This window comes from Thermus sp. H19.2, from assembly GCF_054979525.1.
Genome location: NZ_CM143429.1, coordinates 1,009,574 through 1,030,212, shown reverse-complemented (window position 1 = coordinate 1,030,212; position 20,639 = coordinate 1,009,574). Strand labels below are relative to the sequence as shown.

General features: G+C 68.3%; 19 protein-coding genes. 12 read left to right on the top strand and 7 right to left on the bottom strand.

The features are described 5' to 3' along the window. Positions 1-86 precede the first annotated feature (86 nt). From ACY5J6_RS05600 to ACY5J6_RS05590, 3 genes are read right to left on the bottom strand one after another with little or no spacing between them, the layout of a single operon-like run. Positions 87-1,820, bottom strand: a complete 1,734-nt coding sequence (locus ACY5J6_RS05600; protein ID WP_462846378.1) for an acyl-CoA dehydrogenase family protein — start codon at positions 1,818-1,820, stop codon at positions 87-89. Positions 1,821-1,830: 10 nt separating this feature from the next. Further along, positions 1,831-3,024 (bottom strand): thiolase family protein, encoded by a 1,194-nt coding sequence (locus ACY5J6_RS05595; protein WP_462846377.1) that lies wholly within the window; start codon positions 3,022-3,024, stop codon positions 1,831-1,833. A 10-nt stretch (positions 3,025-3,034) separates the two neighbouring features. Then, a complete protein-coding gene (locus tag ACY5J6_RS05590) occupies positions 3,035-5,326 on the bottom strand; it encodes a 3-hydroxyacyl-CoA dehydrogenase/enoyl-CoA hydratase family protein (RefSeq protein ID WP_462846376.1) in 2,292 nt (763 codons plus the stop codon). A 119-nt stretch (positions 5,327-5,445) separates the two neighbouring features. Between ACY5J6_RS05590 and ACY5J6_RS05585 the strand changes: the two genes are divergently transcribed. The 3 genes from ACY5J6_RS05585 to ACY5J6_RS05575 are packed head-to-tail and all read left to right on the top strand — an operon-like array spanning position 5,446 to position 7,361. Then, positions 5,446-6,315: a hypothetical protein gene (locus tag ACY5J6_RS05585; protein WP_462846375.1), complete on the top strand. Its 870-nt coding sequence runs from the start codon at positions 5,446-5,448 to the stop codon at positions 6,313-6,315. A 42-nt stretch (positions 6,316-6,357) separates the two neighbouring features. Then, entirely contained in the window at positions 6,358-6,792 is a 435-nt protein-coding gene (locus ACY5J6_RS05580) for a hypothetical protein (protein ID WP_462846374.1), read from the top strand. 11 nt (positions 6,793-6,803) lie between these two features. Further along, the gene (locus tag ACY5J6_RS05575; RefSeq protein ID WP_462846373.1) at positions 6,804-7,361 is read left to right on the top strand and encodes a hypothetical protein; all 558 of its coding nucleotides are present in this window, start codon (positions 6,804-6,806) and stop codon (positions 7,359-7,361) included. On the opposite strand, the gene mfd is transcribed toward ACY5J6_RS05575, so the two are convergent. Together mfd and ACY5J6_RS05565 are read right to left on the bottom strand one after the other, a co-directional pair. Continuing rightward, the gene (gene mfd / locus ACY5J6_RS05570) at positions 7,358-10,294 is read right to left on the bottom strand and encodes a transcription-repair coupling factor (protein ID WP_462846500.1); all 2,937 of its coding nucleotides are present in this window, start codon (positions 10,292-10,294) and stop codon (positions 7,358-7,360) included. The genes ACY5J6_RS05575 and mfd overlap by 4 nt on opposite strands. A 27-nt stretch (positions 10,295-10,321) precedes the next feature. Further along, positions 10,322-11,158, bottom strand: a complete 837-nt coding sequence (locus ACY5J6_RS05565) for a DegV family protein (RefSeq protein WP_462846372.1) — start codon at positions 11,156-11,158, stop codon at positions 10,322-10,324. Between the two features lie 51 nt (positions 11,159-11,209). On the opposite strand from ACY5J6_RS05565, the gene ACY5J6_RS05560 reads away from it, so the two are divergent. From ACY5J6_RS05560 to ACY5J6_RS05540, 5 genes are read left to right on the top strand one after another with little or no spacing between them, the layout of a single operon-like run. Next, positions 11,210-11,788, top strand: a complete 579-nt coding sequence (locus ACY5J6_RS05560; RefSeq protein ID WP_462846371.1) for a pyroglutamyl-peptidase I — start codon at positions 11,210-11,212, stop codon at positions 11,786-11,788. Then, a complete protein-coding gene (locus tag ACY5J6_RS05555) occupies positions 11,785-12,834 on the top strand; it encodes a glycosyltransferase family 4 protein (protein ID WP_462846370.1) in 1,050 nt (349 codons plus the stop codon). Before ACY5J6_RS05560 ends, ACY5J6_RS05555 begins: the two co-directional genes overlap by 4 nt. Further along, entirely contained in the window at positions 12,831-13,955 is a 1,125-nt protein-coding gene (gene glf, locus ACY5J6_RS05550) for a UDP-galactopyranose mutase (protein WP_462846369.1), read from the top strand. Before ACY5J6_RS05555 ends, glf begins: the two co-directional genes overlap by 4 nt. After that, the gene (locus tag ACY5J6_RS05545; RefSeq protein WP_462846368.1) at positions 13,948-14,835 is read left to right on the top strand and encodes a glycosyltransferase family 2 protein; all 888 of its coding nucleotides are present in this window, start codon (positions 13,948-13,950) and stop codon (positions 14,833-14,835) included. The genes glf and ACY5J6_RS05545 overlap by 8 nt, the downstream gene beginning before the upstream one ends. Positions 14,836-14,844: 9 nt before the next feature. After that, complete coding sequence (locus tag ACY5J6_RS05540; RefSeq protein WP_462846367.1) at positions 14,845-16,056, top strand: glycosyltransferase family 4 protein; 1,212 nt, start codon at positions 14,845-14,847, stop codon at positions 16,054-16,056. On the opposite strand, the gene ACY5J6_RS05535 is transcribed toward ACY5J6_RS05540, so the two are convergent. Then, the gene (locus ACY5J6_RS05535) at positions 15,995-16,678 is read right to left on the bottom strand and encodes a glycosyltransferase family 2 protein (protein WP_462846366.1); all 684 of its coding nucleotides are present in this window, start codon (positions 16,676-16,678) and stop codon (positions 15,995-15,997) included. The two genes, ACY5J6_RS05540 and ACY5J6_RS05535, sit on opposite strands and share 62 nt — an antisense overlap. A 14-nt stretch (positions 16,679-16,692) precedes the next feature. Between ACY5J6_RS05535 and ACY5J6_RS05530 the strand changes: the two genes are divergently transcribed. Together ACY5J6_RS05530 and ACY5J6_RS05525 are read left to right on the top strand one after the other, a co-directional pair. Beyond that, positions 16,693-17,859, top strand: coding sequence for an MFS transporter (locus ACY5J6_RS05530; protein ID WP_462846365.1), 1,167 nt, complete (start codon positions 16,693-16,695; stop codon positions 17,857-17,859). Continuing rightward, positions 17,850-19,043: a polysaccharide deacetylase family protein gene (locus ACY5J6_RS05525; protein WP_462846364.1), complete on the top strand. Its 1,194-nt coding sequence runs from the start codon at positions 17,850-17,852 to the stop codon at positions 19,041-19,043. The genes ACY5J6_RS05530 and ACY5J6_RS05525 overlap by 10 nt, the downstream gene beginning before the upstream one ends. Here ACY5J6_RS05525 and mnmC2 read toward each other — a convergent pair. After that, complete coding sequence (mnmC2, locus tag ACY5J6_RS05520; protein WP_462846362.1) at positions 18,940-19,593, bottom strand: tRNA (5-methylaminomethyl-2-thiouridine)(34)-methyltransferase MnmC2; 654 nt, start codon at positions 19,591-19,593, stop codon at positions 18,940-18,942. The genes ACY5J6_RS05525 and mnmC2 overlap by 104 nt on opposite strands. 20 nt (positions 19,594-19,613) lie before the next feature. Here mnmC2 and ACY5J6_RS05515 point away from each other — a divergent pair, with 20 nt between their 5' ends. Then, positions 19,614-20,357 carry a DUF554 domain-containing protein gene (locus tag ACY5J6_RS05515; protein ID WP_462846361.1) on the top strand — a complete coding sequence of 248 codons (744 nt, stop codon included), beginning with the start codon at positions 19,614-19,616 and terminating at the stop codon, positions 20,355-20,357. 10 nt (positions 20,358-20,367) lie between these two features. Next, positions 20,368-20,637 (top strand): Asp-tRNA(Asn)/Glu-tRNA(Gln) amidotransferase subunit GatC, encoded by a 270-nt coding sequence (gene gatC, locus ACY5J6_RS05510; RefSeq protein WP_054638488.1) that lies wholly within the window; start codon positions 20,368-20,370, stop codon positions 20,635-20,637. Positions 20,638-20,639: the final 2 nt, after the last annotated feature.

Below are 20,639 nucleotides of genomic sequence, written 5' to 3'. Positions count from 1 at the left end.
TGGCGTGCGCTTTCGCTCACGCCAAGGTTCTGTGGGCCTCCTTTACCAGGGTCCCCATGCTGGCTTTGGGCCAGCATGGGGTGGGATCAGCGAGGTATGGGGTAGCCCCCCGCTTCCAGCACCGCCTCCGCCGCCTGGCGCCTTAGGGCCACGAGGTCCACGGGCTCGCGCTTGGTAAGCCTGCGGGCGGCGGAGTAGACCACCCGGGCCTCGTCCCCCTCCACGAGGCGGGGCAGGGCGGAAAGCGCCCCCGCCTGAGCGCGGTCCAGGGCCTGGGCCAGGTAGATGCGGGCCAGGACCTCGGGAAGCCCGCCAAGCCGCCTGGCCCGAAGGAGGGCGCTCTCTGCGGCGTAGGCGTCGATGAGGATGTCGGCCACCGCCCCCAGCACCTCCTGCTCCTCCTCCACTCCCTGCCCGTACTTCTGGGCAGCGAGGCCCGCCACCATGAGGGCGAGCTTCTTGAGGTTCTGGACCTGATGGAGCTCGAGGTCCTCGGGCTCCTCAAAGCTCGGCTCCAAAAGCTCCTTCTGGAGCTTCATGGCCGCCTGGAAGAGGGGAAGCTGCCCCTTCAGGGCCCGGCGGAGGAGCATGCCCGGGATGAGGAGGCGGTTGATCTCGTTGGTCCCCTCAAAGATGCGGTTGATGCGGGCGTCGCGGTAAGCCCTTTCAATGGGGTACTCCTGGGAGTAGCCGTAGCCCCCGTGGATCTGCACCCCCTCGTCCACCACGTAGTCCAGGACCTCGGAGCCCAGCACCTTGATGATGCTGGCCTCCACGGCGTACTCCTCGATGCCCGCCATCACCGCCTCGGCGCCCTTTTTGCCGGAAAGGGCCTCGTCGATGAGGCCCACGGTGCGGTAGACGGCGCTCTCGGCGGCGTAGATGCGGCTCGCCATCTCCCCCAGCTTCTGCTGGATGAGGCCGAAGCGGCCGATGGGGCGGCCGAACTGCACCCTCTGGTTGGCGTACTGGGCGGAAAGCTCCAAGGCCCTCTTGGCCCCCCCCACGGCCCCCGCCCCCAGCTTGTAGCGGCCCACGTTGAGGACGTTGAAGGCGATCTTGTGCCCCTTGCCCACCTCCCCGAGGACGTTCTCCACGGGCACCTTCACGTCCTCCAGGATCACCTGGCGGGTGCTGGAGGCCTTGATGCCCATCTTCTTCTCCTCGGGGCCGAAGGAAAGCCCCGGGGTGCCCCGCTCCACCAGGAAGGCGGTGAAGTGCTCCCCGTCCACCTTGGCGAAGACGGTGAAGAGCTGGGCGAAGCCGGCGTTGGAGATCCACTGCTTGACCCCGTTCAGGACGTAGTGCTTGCCGTCTTCGGAGAGGGTGGCCCGGGTCTTGGCGGCCAGGGCGTCCGAGCCCGAGCCCGGCTCCGTGAGGCAGTAGGCGGCGATCCACTCCCCGCTGGCGAGCTTGGGAAGGTATTTGCGCTTCTGCTCCTCGGTGCCGAAGTAGACCAGGGGTAGGGTGCCGATGGAGGTGTGGGCCCCGTAGGTGACGGAGAAGCCCCCGGTGCCGGAAAGCTCCTCCGCCACCACGGTGGAGACCACCTTGGGCAGGTCCAGGCCGCCGTACTCCTCGGGGATCTCAATGGCCAGAAGCCCGAGCTCCCCCGCCTTCTTCATGAGGGGCACGTTGAGCTCAAGCTCCCCGTGCTCCATCCGCTCCAAAAGGGGAAGCACCTCCCGCTCCACGAAGGTGCGGGTGGTGCGGGCGATCTCCTTGACGCTCTCGTCAAAGTCCTCGGGGGTGTAGACCCGCTCCGGGACCTCAAGAAGCCAGCCGCCGCCTTTTTGCCAAAGCTTCTTTTCCTCGGTCATGCTCTCCTCCTTAGGCCGGGTACACCTCGAACACGCCCGCGGCCCCCATGCCACCGCCGATGCACATGGTCACCAAGCCGTACCCCCCGCCCCGCCGGGCAAGCTCGCTCAGGAGCTGGGCGGTGAGCTTGGCCCCCGTGGCCCCCAAGGGGTGGCCCAGGGCGATGGCCCCGCCGTTGACGTTCGTTTTCTCCTCGGGCATCTCCAGGGCCCGCATCACCGCCAGGACCTGGGCGGCGAAGGCCTCGTTGAACTCGATGAGGGCGATCTGGTCCAGGGTGAGCCCCGCGCGCTTTAGCGCCTTGGGCACCGCCTTCACCGGACCGATCCCCATCACGTCGGGCTCCACCCCGGCCACGGCGAAGCTCAGGAAGCGGGCCAAGGGCTTGAGGCCCAAGGCCTCCGCCTTCTCCCGGCTCATGACCACCACCGCCGCCGCCCCGTCGGAATAGGGGCTGGCGTTGCCGGCGGTGACGGTGCCGTTCTTCTTAAAGGCGGGGCGGAGCTTGGCCAGGGCCTCGAGGCTGGTGTCGGGGCGGACCGTCTCGTCCCGGTCAAAGAGAACCTCCTCCACCTCCTTCTTGGTCCCCCGGTAGGTCACCTTGGGCACCCGGATGGGGACCACTTCAGGGAAGCGCCCCTCGGCCCAGGCCTGGGCCGCCTTCTGGTGGCTACGGAGGGCCCACCTGTCCTGGTCCTCGCGGCTTATGCCGAAGCGCTCCGCCACCCTTTCGGCGGTGAAGCCCATGCCGATGTAGGTGGAGTAGGTCTCGGGGCTCCACTCCGTGGGGGTGAGGTCGGGGTGGAGCCGGGTGTGGAAGCCCGACATGGGCACCTGGCTCATCATCTCCACCCCGCCCGCCAAGACGGCGTCCGCCATCCCCGTCATCACCGCCTGGGCGGCCATGGCGATGGTCTGGAGGCCACTGGAGCAGAAGCGGTTGACGGTGGCCCCCGCCACCTCCACCGGGAAGCCCGCCCGGAGGAGGGCCAGGCGGGCGATGTTCAGCCCCTGGGCCGCCTCGGGCATGGCGCACCCCCAGAGGACGTCCTCAAGCTCCTTGGGGTCCAGGCCCACCCGCTCCACCGCCGCCCGCATCACCTGGGCGGAGAGGTCCACGGGGTGGAGGGTGGCCAAGGCCCCGTCCTTCTTGCCCCGGGCCACGGGGCTCCGTACCGCGCTCACGATGACCGCTTCCCGCATCTTTTCCCCCCTAGTTCCTAAGCGGCTTCCCCGTCTTCAGGGTGTAGGCGATGCGCTCCTGGGTCTTCCGGGTGCCGAGGAGCTTAAGGAAGGCCTCCCGCTCCAGGTCCAGAAGGTCCCACTCGGAGACCTCCCGCACCGGGCCCTCCCCGCCGGAGAGGACATAGGCGATCTCCAGGCCGATCCGCATGTCGTGGTCCGTGATCTCCCCCGCCTCCCGGAAGGACCAGACGGCGTAGCGGAGGTTGCCCAAGGCCTCGCTCCCCAAGACCCGGACCCTCGGGGGCAGGGGCGGGCGGTAGTCGGGGGCGAGTTCCAGAACCCCCCTCTTGGCGTCGGCGATGAGGAAGTCGCGGTTCATGCTGATCCCGTCCCCGTCCCGGAGGAAGCCCATCTTGCGGGCCTCGAGGGCGCTGGTGGAGGTCCTGGCCATGGCGATGAGCCCGAAGGCCCGCTTCACCGCCTCAAAGGGATCGGCCTCCTCGTAAGGGCGGAGCTCCTCGGTGAAGCGGAGGAGCATCTCCTTGGTACCGCCCCCCGCGGGCAAAAGCCCCACCCCAGCCTCCACCAGGCCCATGTAGAGCTCGGCGTGGGCCTGGACCCGGTCGGCGTGGAGGGTGAACTCCGCCCCGCCCCCCAGGGTCAGGCCAAAAGGCGCCACCACCACGGGGAAGGGGCTATAGCGGAGGGACATGGAGGCCTTCTGGAACTGGCGCACCGCCAGGGCGAGCTCGTCCCAGTCCCCCTCCTGGGCCAGGGAGAGGATGAGGGCCAGGTTGGCCCCAGCGGAGAAGGCCCTCGGGTCCTCGTTGCCGATGACGAGGCCCAGGTAGCCCTTCTCCTCCACGAACTCCAGGCTCTTCTGGAGCATGCGGATGACCCCCTCCCCGATGGCGTTCATCTTGGTGCGGAACTCCAAAAGGGCCACCCCGTCCCCGAGGTCCAGAAGGGCCGCCTCCTTGCCCTCCAAGAGGGTCTTCCCCTCGGACTTGAGGGCCTTCAGGGAGATGACGCCCTCCCGCTTGGGCAAGGGGCGGTAAGCCCCGTCAAAGCCCAGATAGGTCCCGTCCTTGTAGAAAGCGCCCTGGGCCTTCCTGAGGAGCTCGGGAGCCTCCAGGCCGTGCTCGGCGAAAAGGGCCTCCACCCGGGAAAGCCCCACGGCGTCCATGTTCTTGAAGGGGCCCTCCTCCCACCCGAAGCCCCACTCCAGGGCCTGGTCCACGGAGACGAGGTCGTAGGCGATCTCCGGGGCCTTCTTCAGGGTGTAGTGGGCGGTCTTGGCGAAGAGCTCCCGGAGGAAGGCCCCGTACTTGCCGGGAAGGTCCAAGGCCTTGGCGAGGCGCTCCCTCAGGGGAAGGTCCCGGAGGGCGCGAAGCTCGGGAAGCTCCAGCTTGGTCCGGGGGGCGTAATCCAGGGTCCGGTAGTCCAGGGTGTAGATCTCCCCGTTCACCCGCTTGTAGAACCCAGCCCCCGCCTTCTCCCCGAGGCGGCCCTCCTCCACCAGGCGGTGGACCCACCCGGGGAGGGCGAAGTCCTCCCCCGTGGCCTGGGCGAGCTCCTCGGTCACGAGCTTGAGCACGTCCAGCCCCGTGAGGTCGGCGGTGCGGAAGGTGGCGGAGTTGGGGCGGCCGAGGAGGGGCCCGGTGAGGGCGTCCACCTCGTCAAGGGTGAGGCCGTGCTTTTCCATGAGGCGCACCGCCTGGACCATCCCGTAGACCCCGAGACGGTTGGCGATGAAGCCGGGGGCGTCCTTGGCGAGGACGGTCCCCTTGCCCAGAATGCGCTCCCCGAAGCGGCGGATCGCCTCCAGGACCTTGGGGTCGGTCTCGGGGGTGGGGATGAGCTCCAAGAGGTGAAGGTAGCGGGGCGGGTTGAAGAAGTGGGTGCCCAGGAAGCGCCGGCGGAAGGCCTCGGAGCGCCCCTCCAGGAGCACCTTCATGGGGATGCCGCTGGTGTTGGAGCTAAGGATGGCCGTGGGCTTGAGGAGGCCCTCGAGGCGGGCGTAGAGGGCCTGCTTGGGCTCGGGCTTCTCAATGATGGCCTCCACCACCCAGTCGCAGTCCTTCAGCTTCTCCAGGTGGTCCTCGGTGTTGCCGATCTCAATGTGCCGGGCCCGCTCGGGGTCCATGAAGGCCGCGGGCCTGGCCTTCAGCGCCCGCTCCAGGCCGCGCTTGGCAGGTTCGTTTCGGTCCTCCTTCCCGGGGATGTCCAAGAGCACCACCGGGATCCCGGCGCTGGCCACCAGGGCGGCGATCCCGCTACCCATGGTCCCCGCGCCTACCACGCCTACCTTCTTGATCATGGCCACCTCCTTATACTGAGTCAAAGTTTACGCCGCCAAGGGCCGCCTGTCAAAGGGGGTGGCCTTCAGGCCCCCGCAAAAGCTTGAGGGGGAAGAAATCCTGGTAAACTGAAGGCCCTATGAAGCGAGCCCTCGTTCTTTTGGCCATGGGGCTTTCGGTCCTGGGGCTGGCCCAGGGGGCGCGGGGCCTGGGCATGGGGGGCGTCCTCCTTCCGGGGCCCTCCCAGGCCTGGGCCAACCCCGCCTACGCCGCCTTCCCGGGAGGCTGGGATAAGGAAGGGTTCCAGATACCGTTGGGCCTCCTCCGGTTTCTCCCCTTCTTCCAGGAAACCAGCCCCTTCGCCTACTTCACCGACCCCCAGGCCTTCCGCACCCGGTTTGACCTCCTGAGCTTCTACGACCAGGCCGCCCACCCGAATAGCTTCCTCCTCAACCCCGCCCGAAGCCCCGATGAGGTGGTCTTCCGGGTGAGCGCCGATGGGATCTCCATCACCGACGGCTCGGGGAACTCCCTCCTTCCCTCCTTCCAAGCGGGGAGCGACCCGGGGAAGCCCCGGGCCCTCGTCCCGGACCCCCTTCTGCCCATCGCCCTGGAGCTGGGACCCGGCACCTACCTGAGGTTCGGGACCTTCGCCGGGGCCCAGGGGGTGAGGGTGAGCCCGAGCCCTGCCCTGGCCCAGGCCCTGGCGAGCGGGACCCTGGATTCCTGCAAGGGCCAGGACCCTTCCCCCTGCTTCCTCGAGGCCAGCGGCAGCTACGGCGCCGGGATCAGCCTGGCCCTGGGCTTCGCCGCGCCCCTTTCCGAGGTGCCTGGACTTGGGCGGGTCTACGTGGGGGCGAGGGGCGAGGGGTTTTACGGCCTGCTCTACGCCGAGGCCAGCGCCCAGGCCCGCCCCACCTTTGACCCAAACGGCCAGGTGAGCGGGGCCAGCTACAGCTACCGCTACTTCCTGAGCTACCCGAGCTTCTTGGAAGGAAGCCTGGGATAGGGGGCGGGAGGAGGGGGCTACGGCCTCCGGGCCGATGTGGGCGTGGCGGTGGACGGGGGGGAGTGGGCCCTGGGCCTTGGGGCGAGGAACCTCCTCGGCTTCGCCCGGTGGAGCGGGGTGGAGGTCTCGGGAACGGAAAGCGGGGAGACCCGCGCCCCCGCCACCCGGGAAAGCGACTTCTCCGCCCCCGAGTTCCTCCTAAACGGGGCCTACCGCCTGCCCCTCGAGGTGGGCAGCCTCCTTCTCGCCGCCGACGCCCGCTTCGGGAGCACGGCCCCCGCCTTCCACCTGGGCCTGGAGTACGGCTTGGGGCCCTGGGCCCTGCGGGCGGGAGTGGGCCTCGAGGGCGGCTTCCGCTTCGGGGTGGGGGCGGGGTTTGACCTGGAGGCCCTGGCCCTGGACCTCGCCCTCACCGCCCACCAGGCGCCCTTGGTGGGGGGCACGGTTTACGGCGTCGCCTTGGCGGTGACCTTCTAGGAGGTGGTCTCGTGAAGCGCCTGTTCTTCCTGGCAAGCCTTTCCCTGGTCCTCGCGGCCTGCAGCGGCCACACGGTCCACCGGGTGGAGGTGGACCTTCGCAGCTTCGTTCCCGAGGAAAGCCGCACCGGCACCTTGAGCCTCATCCAGGCCGAGGTGCGCCTGCCCAACGACCCGGCCGGGCAGGAAATCCCCGTACCTGGAGCGGAGGCCCTGGAGGAGGGCCGGGTCGCCGTGCAGGTTCAGCTGGAAAACACAGGGGCTCTCCCGGCGGACCTCGCCCTCGAGGTCCGGGCCGGCCCCCAGGAAGACACCGACCTCTACGACGGCACCGGGGGCGACTTCCAGGTAAAGGAGGCTTCCTTAAGCCTGAACCCCGGGGGAAGCGGCCTTCTGGAGGTGGACGTTAACCTCCAGCCCGGCGACCCCCTCTACGACCTCATCAAGACCGGGGCCTTCCGCCTGGGGGCCCGGGTCCGGGTGAGTAGCGGCGACCAGGTGCGCTACACCCTGGACCAGGCGGAGGTGGTCCTGCGCCTTAGGCTCTTCCACCTGATCCCGAACCCCTAGCGGTCGGCGAAGAGGTAGAGGGCCTCCATCAAGGCCTCGGGGTAGTCCCGGGGCCTAAGGCCTTTCTTCTCCAGGCGGAAGCCGGGCGGGTACTGCGTGGGCTCCACCCGGTAGGGAAGCCCTTTGAGGCCGCGGGCATCGTAGTCCAGGGGGTAGCGGGGGAAGACCACCTCCAGGTGGGTGAAGCCCTCCGTGATGGACACCACCCCCTTCCTCTCCGCCACCAGGCGGAGCCGGGCGAGGGCCACGAAGTTCTCCGCCTCCTCAGGCAAAGGCCCGTAGCGCTCCTTGAGCTCCCGCACCAGGCGGGAAAGCTCGGCGAGGCTTTTCGCCTCGGCAAAGCGGCTGTAGTAGCGGCTCCTGGCCTCGAGGCTCCCCACGTACTCCGCGGGCAGGCGGGCGGAGAGGGCGAGGTCCAGGGTCACGTGCCGCCGCTCCTCCTTGACCTCCCCCTTGAGCCTGCGGATGGCCTCTTCCAGAAGCTCGGTGTAGACCTCGAGGGAAAGCGCCCGGATGTGCCCGTGTTGCTCCGGCCCCAAAAGGTTCCCCACGCCCCGGATCTCCATGTCCCTTTCGGCCAGGAGGTGGCCCGAACCCAGGTCGGAGAGGTCGGCGATGGCGGCGAGGCGCTTCTCCGCGGCCTCGGTGAGGCGGGGCGGGTGGAAGAGGTAGGCGTAGGCCTCCAGGTCCTTCCGCCCCACCCGGCCCCGGAGCTGGTACAAGGTGGCGAGGCCCAGGCGGTCCGCCCGCTCTATGAGGATGGTGTTGGCCTCGGGCACGTCCAGGCCCGCCTCGATGATGGTGGTGGCGAGGAGGACGTCGTAGGCCCCCTCGGCGAAGAGGAGCATGGCCTCCTCAATGAGGCCCTCGGGCATCTGGCCGTGGACCACCCCGATGCGGGCCTCGGGGACGAGCCCCTCCAGGAAGCGCCGCCTGGCCTCTATGGAGGCCACCCGGTCGTGGACGTAGAAGACCTTGCCCCCCCGCTCCAGCTCAAGGAGGATGGCCTCCCGCACCAAGAGGGGGTCAAAGGGGGCGAGGAAGGTCTTGATGGGCTTGCGCCCCGGGGGCGGGGTCTGGATGCTGGAGAGGTCCTTCAGGCCCACCAGGGCGGAGTAGAGGGTGCGGGGGATGGGGGTGGCGGAGAGGTAGAGGGTGTCCACCTCCGCCTTGAGCTCCCGGATCCGCTCCTTCTGGGCCACGCCGAAGCGGTGCTCCTCGTCCACGATGAGGAGGCCGAGGTCCTTAAAGCGCACGTCCTCCTGGAGGAGGCGGTGGGTGCCGATGACGATGTCCACCGTGCCCTCGGCGAGGCCCTTCAGGATGGCCTCCTCCTCCTTGGGCGGGGTGAAGCGGGAGAGGACCGCCACCCTCACGGGAAGCCCCTGGAAGCGCTCCCTAAAGGTCTTCCCGTGCTGCTCGGCGAGGAGGGTGGTGGGCACGAGGAAGGCCACCTGGGCCCCGTGCCCCACCACCCGGTGGGCGGCCCTTAAGGCCACCTCCGTCTTGCCGAAGCCCACGTCCCCCGAGACCAGGCGGTCCATGGGGTGGGGGCTTTCCAGGTCGCGGAGGACCTCCTCCAAGGCCCGCTTCTGGTCGGGGGTGAGCTCGTAGGGAAAGCCCTTCTCCACCAGGGGGTCCCACTCGGGCAAAGGGGGGAAGGCCCGGCCCGGGGTGGCCTTGCGCTTGGCCTGGAGGACGAGGAGGCGCCCGGCCAGCTCCTCCACGTCCTTACGGGCCCTTTCCTTGGCCCGCTGCCACTCCCCCTTGCCCAGGGAGGAAAGCTCCGGGGGGTCGTCGGTGGTCCCGGGGTGGCGCTTGAGGAGGGGAAGCTGCTCCACGGGGAGGTAGAGCCTCCCCTCCCCCTTGTAGCGGAGGACCAGGTAGTCCCGCTTGACCCCCAAAACCTCCCGGGTCTCGAGGCCCAGGTACTGCCCCACGCCGTGCTCCGGGTGGATGAGGTAGTCCCCTGGGGAAAGGGCCCCGGGGTCAGCAAGCCCCTCCCCCACCCGGACCCGCGCCCGCGCCCCCCCGGTGGCGAAGACCAGGGCCTCGGTGAGGAGGACCCACTCCCCCCACTCCGCCCCGCCCTCAAAGTCCCCGGGGAGAAGGGCAAGCCGCCCCTTGGGCCCGGGGAAGCGTTCCAGGACCAGGGGGGAGAAGGGCTGGAGGCGCCTTTTTAGGTACTCCAGGGTGCGGGCGTGGCCCACGAAGAGGTGGACCCGCTTGCCCTCGGCGAGCCAGCGGGCGAGGTCCTTCTCCAGGGCCTTGAGGCTTCCCCGGTAAGGGGGAAGGGGCTTTACCCCAAGCTCCATAGCGGGAAGCTCCACCCCGCTTCCCAAGGCCACCCAGGGCCTTCCCGCGAGGAGGGGCCAAAGCGCCTTGGGGGCGAGGGCGGGGGTGTCCAGGTAGACGGGCCCGGGGAAGTGGAGGACCTTCTTGGAGGTGAAGCCCTCCGCCTTCCCCGGCTTGGGCAGGAGGACGTGGCGCCGCCTCTCCTCCCCCCCAACGAGAAGCCTTTCCAGCTCGTCCCCGAAGAACTCCAGGCGCACCTCGCCGAGCTCCACCACCTCGCCCAGGACGCGGTAGTCCTCGTCCCGGGCGTAGCCCATCTTGAGGAGGCGGGAGAGGAGGGCCTCCCGGGGGTAAGCGCGGCCCACCTCCAGAGGAAGCCGCCAGGCCTCGGGGTCCTCGGGAAAGGGGCTTAGGGCCTCCTCGTAGGAGAAGACGAAAAGGGCCTTTTCCTCCAGGGCCTCGAGGCCGGGGTTCACGTAGACCCTGGCCCCGAAGGCGGAGAGGTCGCGGTAGCGCCTTACCCTCTCCTCGGGAGCCAGGAGGAGGGCCGGGGGCATCTCCTGGGCGAAAAGAAGGGCCGCCACCACCTGGGAAAGCGCCAAGCGGTGGCCGTAGATCCTTTCTAAGGCGATCTCCATGGGCCGAGGGCCCCGAAGGGCCACCCGCTATTCTACCGCGTAGGCGTGGACCGCCAAAGCCCCCAGGCCCACGTTGGCGGCGATGGTGGCCCCCGAGCGGGTGATCCGACCCCGCTCCAGGCGTAACGCCCCCTCGAGGGCGCGCTTCAGGCCCTCCACCCACTCGGCCTTGGCGTCGGTGTGGGCGATAGTGATGCGGGCGGCGCGGCCTCCGAACTCTTCCAGGACCAGCCGGGCGAGCGCCTGGGGGACAGCGCTCTCCCGGGCCACCCGGAGGAAGCGGATATGCCCCTTCTCGATGCGCAGGATGGGCCTCAAGCCCAGGAGGTTCCCCACCACCTCGCCGAAACGGGGCAGGCGGCCGTTTCGGGCCAGGTGGGAGAGGTCGGCCACGCTGAAGTAGAGGCTGGAGCGCTTGAGCCTTTCCATCTCCCGCACCACCGCCTCCTCTTCCGCCCCTTGCCGCAGCATCTCCACCGCACGGAGGACCATGGCCCCAAGCCCGGCGGAGACCATTCCCGAGTCCACCACCCGGATGCGGGTGGGAGCCACCCTTAAGGCCGCCTCCCGGGCCCTTTCCACGGTCTTGGAGAGCTCGCCGGAGACGTGGAGGGAAAGGAGGCGGTCGTACACCTGCAGGTGGCGCTCGTAGACCTCGGCGAAGTCCTCCACGCTAGGAGGCTCGGTCACGGGCTCGGCCCCGGCGCGCATGGCCTGGTAGAGGGCATCGGGGGTGAGCTCCTGCCAGTCCTTGTAGCGGCGTCCGGCCAGGTGCACGTAGATGGGCACCAGGCCCACGGCCTCTTCCTGAAGCACCTTCGGGGAGAGATCCGAAGCGGTGTCGGTCACCAGCCCTAGGTCCACGCCCCCCATCTTATACCAGGTCAAAACACCCTCCCCTATAATGGCGGAGGCATGCTTCTGGTCACCGGCTTTGAGCCCTTCGGGGGCCTGGCCCATAACCCCTCCCAGGCCCTCCTCGCCCTCCTGCCCGAGGCCTTGGGAGGCGTCCCCCTGCGCAAGGCCCTCCTCCCCGTGGACACCGAGAAGGTAGGGGAGGCCCTGCAGGCCCTGTACGCGGAAAAGCCCCGGGCGGTGCTCCACCTGGGGCTTGCCGAAGGGAGGCCTCTCCTTTCCCTGGAGCGCCTGGCGGTCAACCTTCTGGACTTTGAGCGCCCCGACAACAGGGGAAAAAGGCTTCAGGATGTCCCGGTGGTCCCCGGGGGACCTTTGGCCATCGAGGCCCGCTTCCCCCTCAAGGGCATCCTTTCCCGCTGGCGGGAAGCGGGGATTCCCGGAAGGCAAAGCCTTTCCGCAGGGAGCTACCTCTGCAACCAGGTCTTCTACCTTTCCCTGTACCACCTGCCTGAAAGCGTCCCCGTGGGGTTTATCCACCTACCTCCGGACGAAACCTTAGCCCTGGCCAAAGGAGGGAGCTACGTGCCCCTAAAGGAGCAGGCACGGGCGGTGAGGATGGCCTTGGAGGCTTTGTGAGGGTTCTCTTCCTCACGGATGCCCAGCGCATCGGCGGGAGCGAAGTCTACCTGAAGGAGATGCTCCCCCGGCTCAGGCGCCTGGGCCTCGAGGCCGAGGCCGCCCTGCCCTTGGCCGAGGGCAACCGCCCCATCCGGGAAGCCTTGGCGGGCCAGGGGGTCCCGGTCCACGCCTACCGGGATCTGGGTGAACTCCCCCGGGCCGTGGACCGGGTAGTGGCCTCCGCTTGGTACCCTCAAAGCTACCGCCGCTTCTTCGCCCGCTACCCCAGGCTCACCCTCCTGATCCACGACCAGATTGAGATCTTCTACCCCTTGGGCGGGCGCTACCTCTACCGCCTGGGCTACCGCCTCCTCCAAGTGCCCAACCTCCGGCGGGCGGAGGCGGTGCTCACCGTCTCCCGCTGGGCAGCCCGGTGGCTTGAAAAAGTGCACAGGATAAAGCAGGTGCGGGCAGTGCCCAACGGGGTGAACGTGGAACGCTTCCGGCCTCCCCTTCCCGGGGAGAAGGAGACCCTTAAGGAGCGCTACGGCCTGGAGCGCCCCGCCGTCTTGGTCCCCGCCCGCATGAGCCCCGAGAAGAACCACCTCGCTGTCCTCCTCACCGCAAGGCTTCTCCCCCAGGTAGACTTTCTCCTGGTGGGAACCGGGGAACTCCTTGGCCTTTGGCAGAATACGGCAGGACTTTTGCGACTCAAGAACGTGCGCTTTTTGGGCCGGAGGGAGGACATGCCGGAGCTCTACCGGGCGGCGGACGCCGTCCTCCTCCCCACCCTGGGGGAAAACCAGAGCCTGGCCACCCTCGAGGCCATGGCCTCGGCCCTCCCCGTGGTCACCACCCCCATCCCCGCCCAGGCGGAGCTTATCCAGGACGGCCTAACCGGCAGGCTCGTCCCCCCTCGCCCAAGGCGCCTGGCCCAGGCCCTACGGGAGGCGAGCCCGGAACTGGGGAGGCGGGCGCGGGCCTTCGTGGAAAAAGTTCACACCCTGGAACAGGCGGCCCAAAGGCTTGCAACAACCCTGAAACAGCTCCGGGAGGAAGGATGAAGGTTGACTACCTGATCGTGGGCGCGGGTTTCACCGGGGCCACCCTGGCGGAAAGGCTCGCCGCTGCGGGCAAGCGGGTCCTGGTGGTGGACAAGCGGGACCACATCGGGGGCAACGCCTACGACGAGATGGACCCCCACGGGGTCCTCGTCCACCGCTACGGCCCCCACATCTTCCACACCAACAGCAAAAAGGTCTTTGACTACCTCTCCCGCTTCACCGAGTGGCGCCCCTACTACCACCGCGTCCGCGCCGTGGTGGAGGGCAAGGAGGTCCCCCTCCCCTTCAGCCTCGCCACCCTCCGCGCCCTCTTTTCTCCAAGGCTCGCCGACCGCCTGGAGGAGAAGCTCATCGCCCGCTTCGGCTACGGGGCCCGGGTGCCCATCCTCCGCCTCCGGGAGGAGGAGGAGGAGGACCCGGACCTCAAGTTCCTCGCCGACTACGTCTACAAAAACGTCTTTGAGGGCTACACCCTCAAGCAGTGGGGCCTGCGCCCCGAGGAGCTCTCCCCTTCCGTCACCGCACGGGTGCCGGTCCTCATAAGCCACGACACCCGCTACTTCCAGGACACCTACCAGGCCATGCCCAAGGAGGGCTACACCGCCCTCTTCCGCCGGATGCTCGCCCACCCCAACATCAAGGTCCTCCTTCAGGCGGATTGGAGGGAGGTGGAGGGCGAGGTGAAGTTTGACCGGCTCATCTTCACCGGCCCCATAGACGAGTTCTTCGGCTACCTCCACGGGCCCCTCCCCTACCGCTCCCTCCGCTTCCGGATGGAGCTCCACCCCGGCCCCTGGGCCCAGGAGGTGGGCACGGTGAACTACCCCAACGAGCACCCCTATACCCGGGTCACGGAGTTCAAACACCTCACGGGGCAGGACTACCTTCCCCACTCCACCCTCTGCTACGAGTACCCGGAGGCCTACGAGCCCGGCAAAAACGAGCCCTACTACCCGGTGCCCAGGGAAGAGAACGAGGAACGCTACCAAAGCTATCTTGAGGAAGCAAAGCGGCTCAAGGGCGTTTATTTCGCGGGAAGGCTCGGGGACTACCGCTACTACAACATGGACCAGGCGGTGGCGAGAGCGTTGAAGCTTTTTGAGGAGCTGAACGATGGGTGAGAAGGTCTGCGCGGTGATCGTGACCCACAACCGGAAGGAGCTTCTAAGGGAGTGCCTCCAGGCCGTCCTCTCCCAGACCCGCCCCCCGGACCACGTCCTGGTGGTGGACAACGCCTCCACCGACGGCACGGGGGAGATGCTTAAGGAAGAGTTCCCGGAGGTGGAGGTCCTTAGGCTTCCCGAGAACCGAGGGGGAGCAGGGGGGTTCCACGAGGGCATGAAGAGGGGTTGCGAGGAGGGGTACGACTGGCTATGGGTAATGGACGATGACCTTATCCCCAAACCATCAGCGTTGGAACGTCTGATCCAAGCTATCCATAGCCTTGAATCGGAGCGTCCGGTAATCCTGGCCAGCCGGGTTGTCTGGAAAGATGGTTCCCTTCACCCCATGAATACCCCCTGGCCGAGGCTTATTCCTTTTTCCGAGTATTTGCGTTTCCGCTCACAGGGTATCCCACCGGTCCGCTGGGCCGCTTACACGTCCCTACTGGTTGCTACCTGGGCCCTGAAGCGCTACGGCTACCCCTGCCCGGAGTTCTTCGTTCGCGCGGACGATTTGGAGCACACAGGCCGCATCCTACGCTACGAAAAAGGATTCTGGGTATTAAACAGCATCGCCACCCACAAGACTCCCACCAAGTACACCCCCGCAAGCGCACACCCCGAGAGGTTTTTTTACGAGGTGCGAAACCGGATCTGGACAGTGAGGGGGCCCGCCTACCGGCCTCTAGAAAAGGGGCTTTTGCTCCTGCATTTGGCGGGAAGCACCCTAGACTATCTCTGGCGCACCGGGTGGCGAAAAGGTTGGCGCGTGGTCAAAGAAGGCGTAAAGGCCGGGCTCGCCACCTCTCCTGACTGGAAGGGCTGCGGTGCCCGTTAGGATAGAACCGTGCGCCTCTACCGCGTAGGCCTCTTCACCGACGTCTACTTCCCCAACCCCAACGGGGTCACCACCAGCGTCTACCTCCTCCTAAGGGAGTTAAGGCGCATGGGGCACGAGGCCTGGGTCATGGCCCCGGCCCACCCGGAGGCCCCAGAGAAGGAAGAGGGGGTGGTGCGGGTCCCCTCCGTGGCCTACCCCTTCTACGAGGGCCAGCAGATCGCCCTTCCCTCAGCCCGGTACCTGCCCAGGGAGTTTGAGCTCGTCCACACCCACACCCCCCTGACCCTCGGGGTTTGGGGCTTGAGGATCGCCCGGAGCAAAAACCTCCCCCACGTCTCCACCTTCCACACCCACTACGAGAAGTACGCCCACTACGTGCCGGGCCTCGCTTTTTTGGACAAGTACACCGGCATCGTCCCTCGGCTGGCCAAGGCCTTCTACAACCGGGTGGAGGTGGTCATCGCCCCTACGGAGCCCGTGAAGCGCCTGGCGGAAAGCTACGGCATAGAGCGCCCCATCCGGGTCATCCCCACCGGCATAGACAACCGCCTCCTGGAAGAGGCCCCCCTCCCCTCCCCCTCCCCCTGGCCCGAGGCCAAAAGGCGCCTCATCACCGTGGGGCGCCTGGGGAAGGAGAAGAGCTTTGACGTGGTCCTAAAGGCGGTGGCCAGGATCGCCCAGGAGGAGGACGTCTTCCTGGTGCACATCGGAGAAGGCCCGGAGCTCCCCCACCTCCAGGCCCTGGCCCAGGAACTGGGGATCGCCGAGCGGGTCCTTTTCCTGGGTCCCGTGCCCTACCGCAGGATCGGGGGGTACTACCGCTTGGCGGAGCTTTTCCTTTTTGCCAGCGAGACGGAAACCCAAGGCCTGGTGATCTGGGAGGCCCAGGCCATGGGGGTGCCGGTGGTGGCCGTGGGAGCGGAGGGGGTTCTGGAGGGGGTGGAGGACGGAAAGACGGGCCACCTCGTGCCGCCGGGAGACTTCCAGGCCCTGGCAGAGAAGGCCTTGGAGCTCCTCAAGGACGAGGAGAAGCGGCGGCGCTTCAGCCTCCAGGCCCGGGCATGGGCCCTGGAGCGCTCGGCAGAAGCCATCGCCGAGCGGATCGTGGCCGTCTACGACGAGGCCAGCGAGATCCTCAGGGCGGAGCCCCGGAGGCTCATCTTTCCCTTTCCCCGGCTTCCCCGAAATAGCCTCGAGGATCGCCCAGGAGGTTTCTAGCCTGCCTCAGGAGGAACCGCCCCCACCCCCCCTTAAGCCTCCGGGCCGAGGTGAGGACCAAGGCCCCGGGGACGTAGCGCACGGGGCCTAAGGCCTTGAGCTTCCAGCCCAGGAGGACATCCTCCCTGGCCTCCACCTCGGGGAAGCCCCCCACCTTCAGGGCCGCCTCCTTTAGCACCATCAGGTTGGCCCCGGCCAGGTTGGGCCGCCCCAGGAGGGCCATGAGGTTCAGGAAGGCCCGGTAACCCCATTCGGAAAAGGCGGCCTCCAAGGGGGAGACGCCGAAGAAGCGCAAAGGACCGTAGACGGCCACCGCCCCCGGGGCCTTCTGGGCGAGCCTTTCCAGCCAGCGGGGCGTGGGCAGGGAATCGGCATCGGTCATGGCCACCCACTCCCCCCGGGCGGCGAGGAGCCCCGCCTGCCGGGCGTGGGCCACCCCCTTCCTCCCGCAGAAGACCACCCGCGCCCCCCAAGCCTCCGCCACCTCCCCTGTGCGGTCGGTGGAAGCGTTGTCCACCACGATGACCTCCAGGGGCTTCAGGGTCTGGGCGAAGACCGCTTCCAGGGCCCCAGGTAGGTAGGTCTCCTCGTTGTGGGCGGGGATCACCACGCTGATGCGCACGGGTATACTTTAGCGTGTTTCGCTACCTGCCGTGGGCCCGGGAGGGGCTTTCTGCCTTTCTCCGCCTCCTCCTGGCCGTGGGCCTCATGGAAGGGGTGCGGAGCGGCTACTTCGCCGGCCTGCTGCCCTTTTACGCCCCGGAAAGACTCCACCTGGGCCCCACCGCCTTCACCCTGGCCTACACCCTGCACCAGCTGGCAGAAAACCTCTCCAAAGGCCTCGGGGGGCTTCTGGCCGAGCGGGTGGGCTTCGGGCTCACCGCCAGCCTCGCCGCCTTCACCGGAGTTCTGGCCCTCCTCCTCACCCCCATGGCCCAGGAGGCCTGGCTCCTGTGGGCCACGGGGCTCCTCTGGGGCCTGTCCATGTCCACTCTCTACCCGGGCCTCATGACCTACGCCAGCCGCATCGCCCTCCCGGGACGGGAGGCCCGGGCCCTTTCCTTCACCCTCACCCTGGTGATGCCCTGGGTGGGGATCGGCCTCGTGGGGGTGGGCCAGGTGGCCCAGCGCCATCCCGAGGTGGGCCTCCAGCTCCTCCTTTGGGGCCAGGCCCTGGCCTTGGGCCTCACCTTGAGCCTCTTCCGCTTCCGCATCCCCGTGCCGCCGCCGAGCCGGGAGCGCTACCCCCTCTTTCGCCTCCTCCTCTTTTTGCCCGCCGCCTTCGGCCAGACCTTCGCCCCGGGGCTCGTCTCCCTCTTCCTCCTCCGCTTCGCCAAGGAAAGGTTGGGCCTCGAGCCCCTCCAGCTAGGCGCCATCCTCCTTTTAGGAGGGGGACTCGCCTTCGGGCTCCTCCCCTTCACCGGGCGCTTGGTGGACCGGAGGGGCTACCGGCTGGCCCTGGTGGCTGGGCTCGGCCTCTTGGGCCTGGCCATGGGGCGGCTGGCCTTCGCCCCCTCCTTGGGGGAGGTGGCCCTCCTGGCCCTCTTGGCCGGGGTGGGCTTCAGCCTCTTCATGCCCGGCTGGAACGGTTTCCTGGCCAAAAACCTGCCCCAGGAAAACCGCGGCGCCATCTGGGGTACCCTGATGACCGTGGAGGGCCTAGGGGTAGCCTTGGGGCCTGTGGCGGGAGGGGCTTTGTGGGAAGGCTTCGGCCTCCACGCCCCCTTCCTCGCAGGCGGGGCCATTTTCCTACTCCTGAGCCTCTTCTACGCCCTTTCCCTGGGGAGGGGTAGATGGAACTAGCCCTTGGCCTTATCCTCCTTCTCTACGGCCTGGCCGACCTTCTCTTCCGCTTCCTGGGCCTCGGAGCCTACGCCCACGGTTCCAGGCGGGAGACCAAGGTGGCCCTCACCTTTGACGACGGCCCCTCGGAACGCACGGAGGCCCTCCTTGCCCTCCTCGCGCGGCACGGGGTCAAGGCCACCTTCTTCCTCACCGGGGAAAAGGCCAAGGCCAGGCCGGACCTGGTGGAGCGCATCCGGAGAGAGGGGCACCAGTTGGAAGACCACGGGGAGTGGCACACCCCCTGGAGGCTCCTCCTTCCCTGGCTGGAGTGGCGCCACATGGCGCAAAACCCAGGCCGCTACTACCGCCCACCCCACGGCCTCCACACCCCCTTTACCCGGCTTTTCGCCCGGCTTTTGGGGAAGCGCCTCGCCCTTTGGGACCTGGAGGGCAAGGACTGGCTTCCCCTGCCCCCTGAGGCCTTGGCGGAACGGCTTCTTTACTACCTGCGCCCTGGGTCCATCGTCCTCCTCCACGACGGGCCAGAGCGCACCCTGAGGCTCCTGGAGCGGGCCCTGCCGGAGATGCTGCGCTTGGGGTACCGGCCCACCACCTTGGACGACCTCGCCCCCTTGCCCCTCACCCCCAGGCTGGCCCTCATCCGGGGCCTCCAGGGGTTTGAGGAGCGCTACAACGCCAAGCGCCGGGTGGCCCGGGCGGGTTACGGCCCCTTCGACCTCTTCCGCCTGGAGAAAAAGCCCTTTCCGGGCCCCGACCTCCCCGGCCTACCCCGGGGCGTGCCCGCCTTCGAGCTCCACCTGGAAAGCCAGCGGCTCATGGAGCTCGCCCTCTTTGAGGCGGTCCGCCACCTGCGGCGAAGCCTGGGGAAGGTGGCCGAGAAGGTGGCCGAAGACCCCGAGGTGCGCCTGGTCTACGGGTACACCTACCTGGCGGACGGGGGAAGGATCCTGGGCCTCAAGACTGCGGACCTCCCCTTCTGGCCGAGGCTCGTGGCGGGGCTTGCCAGCGCCTGGTTCCTTTGGCTGTACCAAGGGGAGCTTCCCAAGCGGAAAAGGCCCCCGGCCCGGATGGCCTACCTCAGCCGGGAGGAGCTCCTCGCGCTATACCCACCGTCCACTCCCGCTTCCCCACCCCTGGCACCCGGTGCAGGGCAAAGCCCGCCTCCCGAAGGGCCCGCCTGAAGGCGCTTTGGGCGGAGTAGGTGGCAAGCCTCCCGCCCGGCTTTAGGCTTTGCCGGAGCTTTAGGAGGACGGGAAGGAACCAGGCCTCGGGGTTGGCCCTGGGGCTAAAGGGGTCCAGGTAGACCGCCGTGGCCCAGCGGGAGGGGAGGGCCACCTCCCGCACGTCCGCGAAGAGGAGGCGAAGCTCTCCCCAGGGCCCTTGGAAGCGAGGAATAGGCCAGACCCGGAGGAGCTGGGCGAAGACCCTCTCCGCCCGGGGAAGGGGAAGGGCGATCCCCGCCAGGACCTCCTTGGGCAAGGGCTCCTTCTCCACCGCCAGGTAGGAAAGCCGCACCCCCCGCAAGAGGGCGCTTTCCAGGGCCACCCGGAAGTTCACCCCGAGGCCAAAGCCCACCTCCAAGACCCTGGGGGCGGGGTGAAGGTGGGTGAGGGTCTTCTCCAGGTAGAGCCTCCGGGCCTGGAGGAGGGCGCCCTGCCTCGGGTGGTAGGCCTCCCCATACCCAGGGTGGACAAGGGTGGGGGTGCCGTCTTGGGTGAGAAGAAGCTCCATCTTTGGCTAGAATACCCCCCATGGAGCTCACCCTCTTGGACAAGCTTTCGGGAACCCTGGCGAACGCCGCCACCGTGGCCCTGGGCACGGGGCTTGGCCTCCTCCTTCGGGGCCGGCTTCCCGAGAGGATGGCCCGCATCCTGGTGCAGGGGGTGGGGCTCACCACCCTCTTCATCGGGCTCTCCATGGCCCAGGCCCTGGGGAAGGCCAAGGGGGGGGTCGTGGACGGGGTGGTCCTGGGGCTCGTGGCCCTGGTGCTGGGGGGGCTTTTGGGAGAGTGGTGGCGGCTGGAGGAGGGCCTCGAGGCCCTCGGGGAGAAGATCAAACAGGCGGTGCGGGGCGGGGGGAGCTTCACCGAGGGCTTCGTGGCGGCGAGCCTCCTCTTCTGCGTGGGGCCCATGACCCTTTTGGGCTCCATCCAAAACGGCCTCACGGGGGACGCCAGCCTCCTCCTCCTCAAGGCCACCCTGGACGGCCTCTCCTCCATCGCCCTCACCAGCTCCTTCGGGGTGGGGGTGGGCTTCAGCGTCCTGGTGATCCTCCTCTACCAGGGGGGGGTGGCCCTCCTCGCCGGCGCCTTGAGCCAGGCCCTCCCCGACCCCGCCCAGGACCCCAGGGTCCTCCTCCTCACGGGGGTGGGGGGGCTCATGGTGCTGGGGGTGGGGATCAACCTCCTGGGCCTCACGCGGGTGCGGGTGGCCTCCTTCCTCCCCGCCCTCCTCCTCGCCCCCCTGGTCTGGGTCTTGGCGGACCGGCTGAGCTAAGATAGCCCCCATGGAGCTTTCGCCCGAGCTCTTGCGCAAGCTGGAGGCCCTGGCCCAGATCCCCCTGGCCCCAGAGGAGGAAGCCCTTCTCCTGGAGGACCTAAGGCGCCTCCTGGACTTCGTGGACGCCCTGCCCCGGGTGGAGGCGGAGGAAGCGGAGGAGGCCTCAGGCCGCCTGCGGGAGGACGTGCCCAAGCCCTCCTTCTCCCAGGCCGAGGCCCTCTTTGCGGCCCCCGAGACCGAGGACGGCTTCTTCCGGGTGCCCCCGGTGCTGGAGTAGCC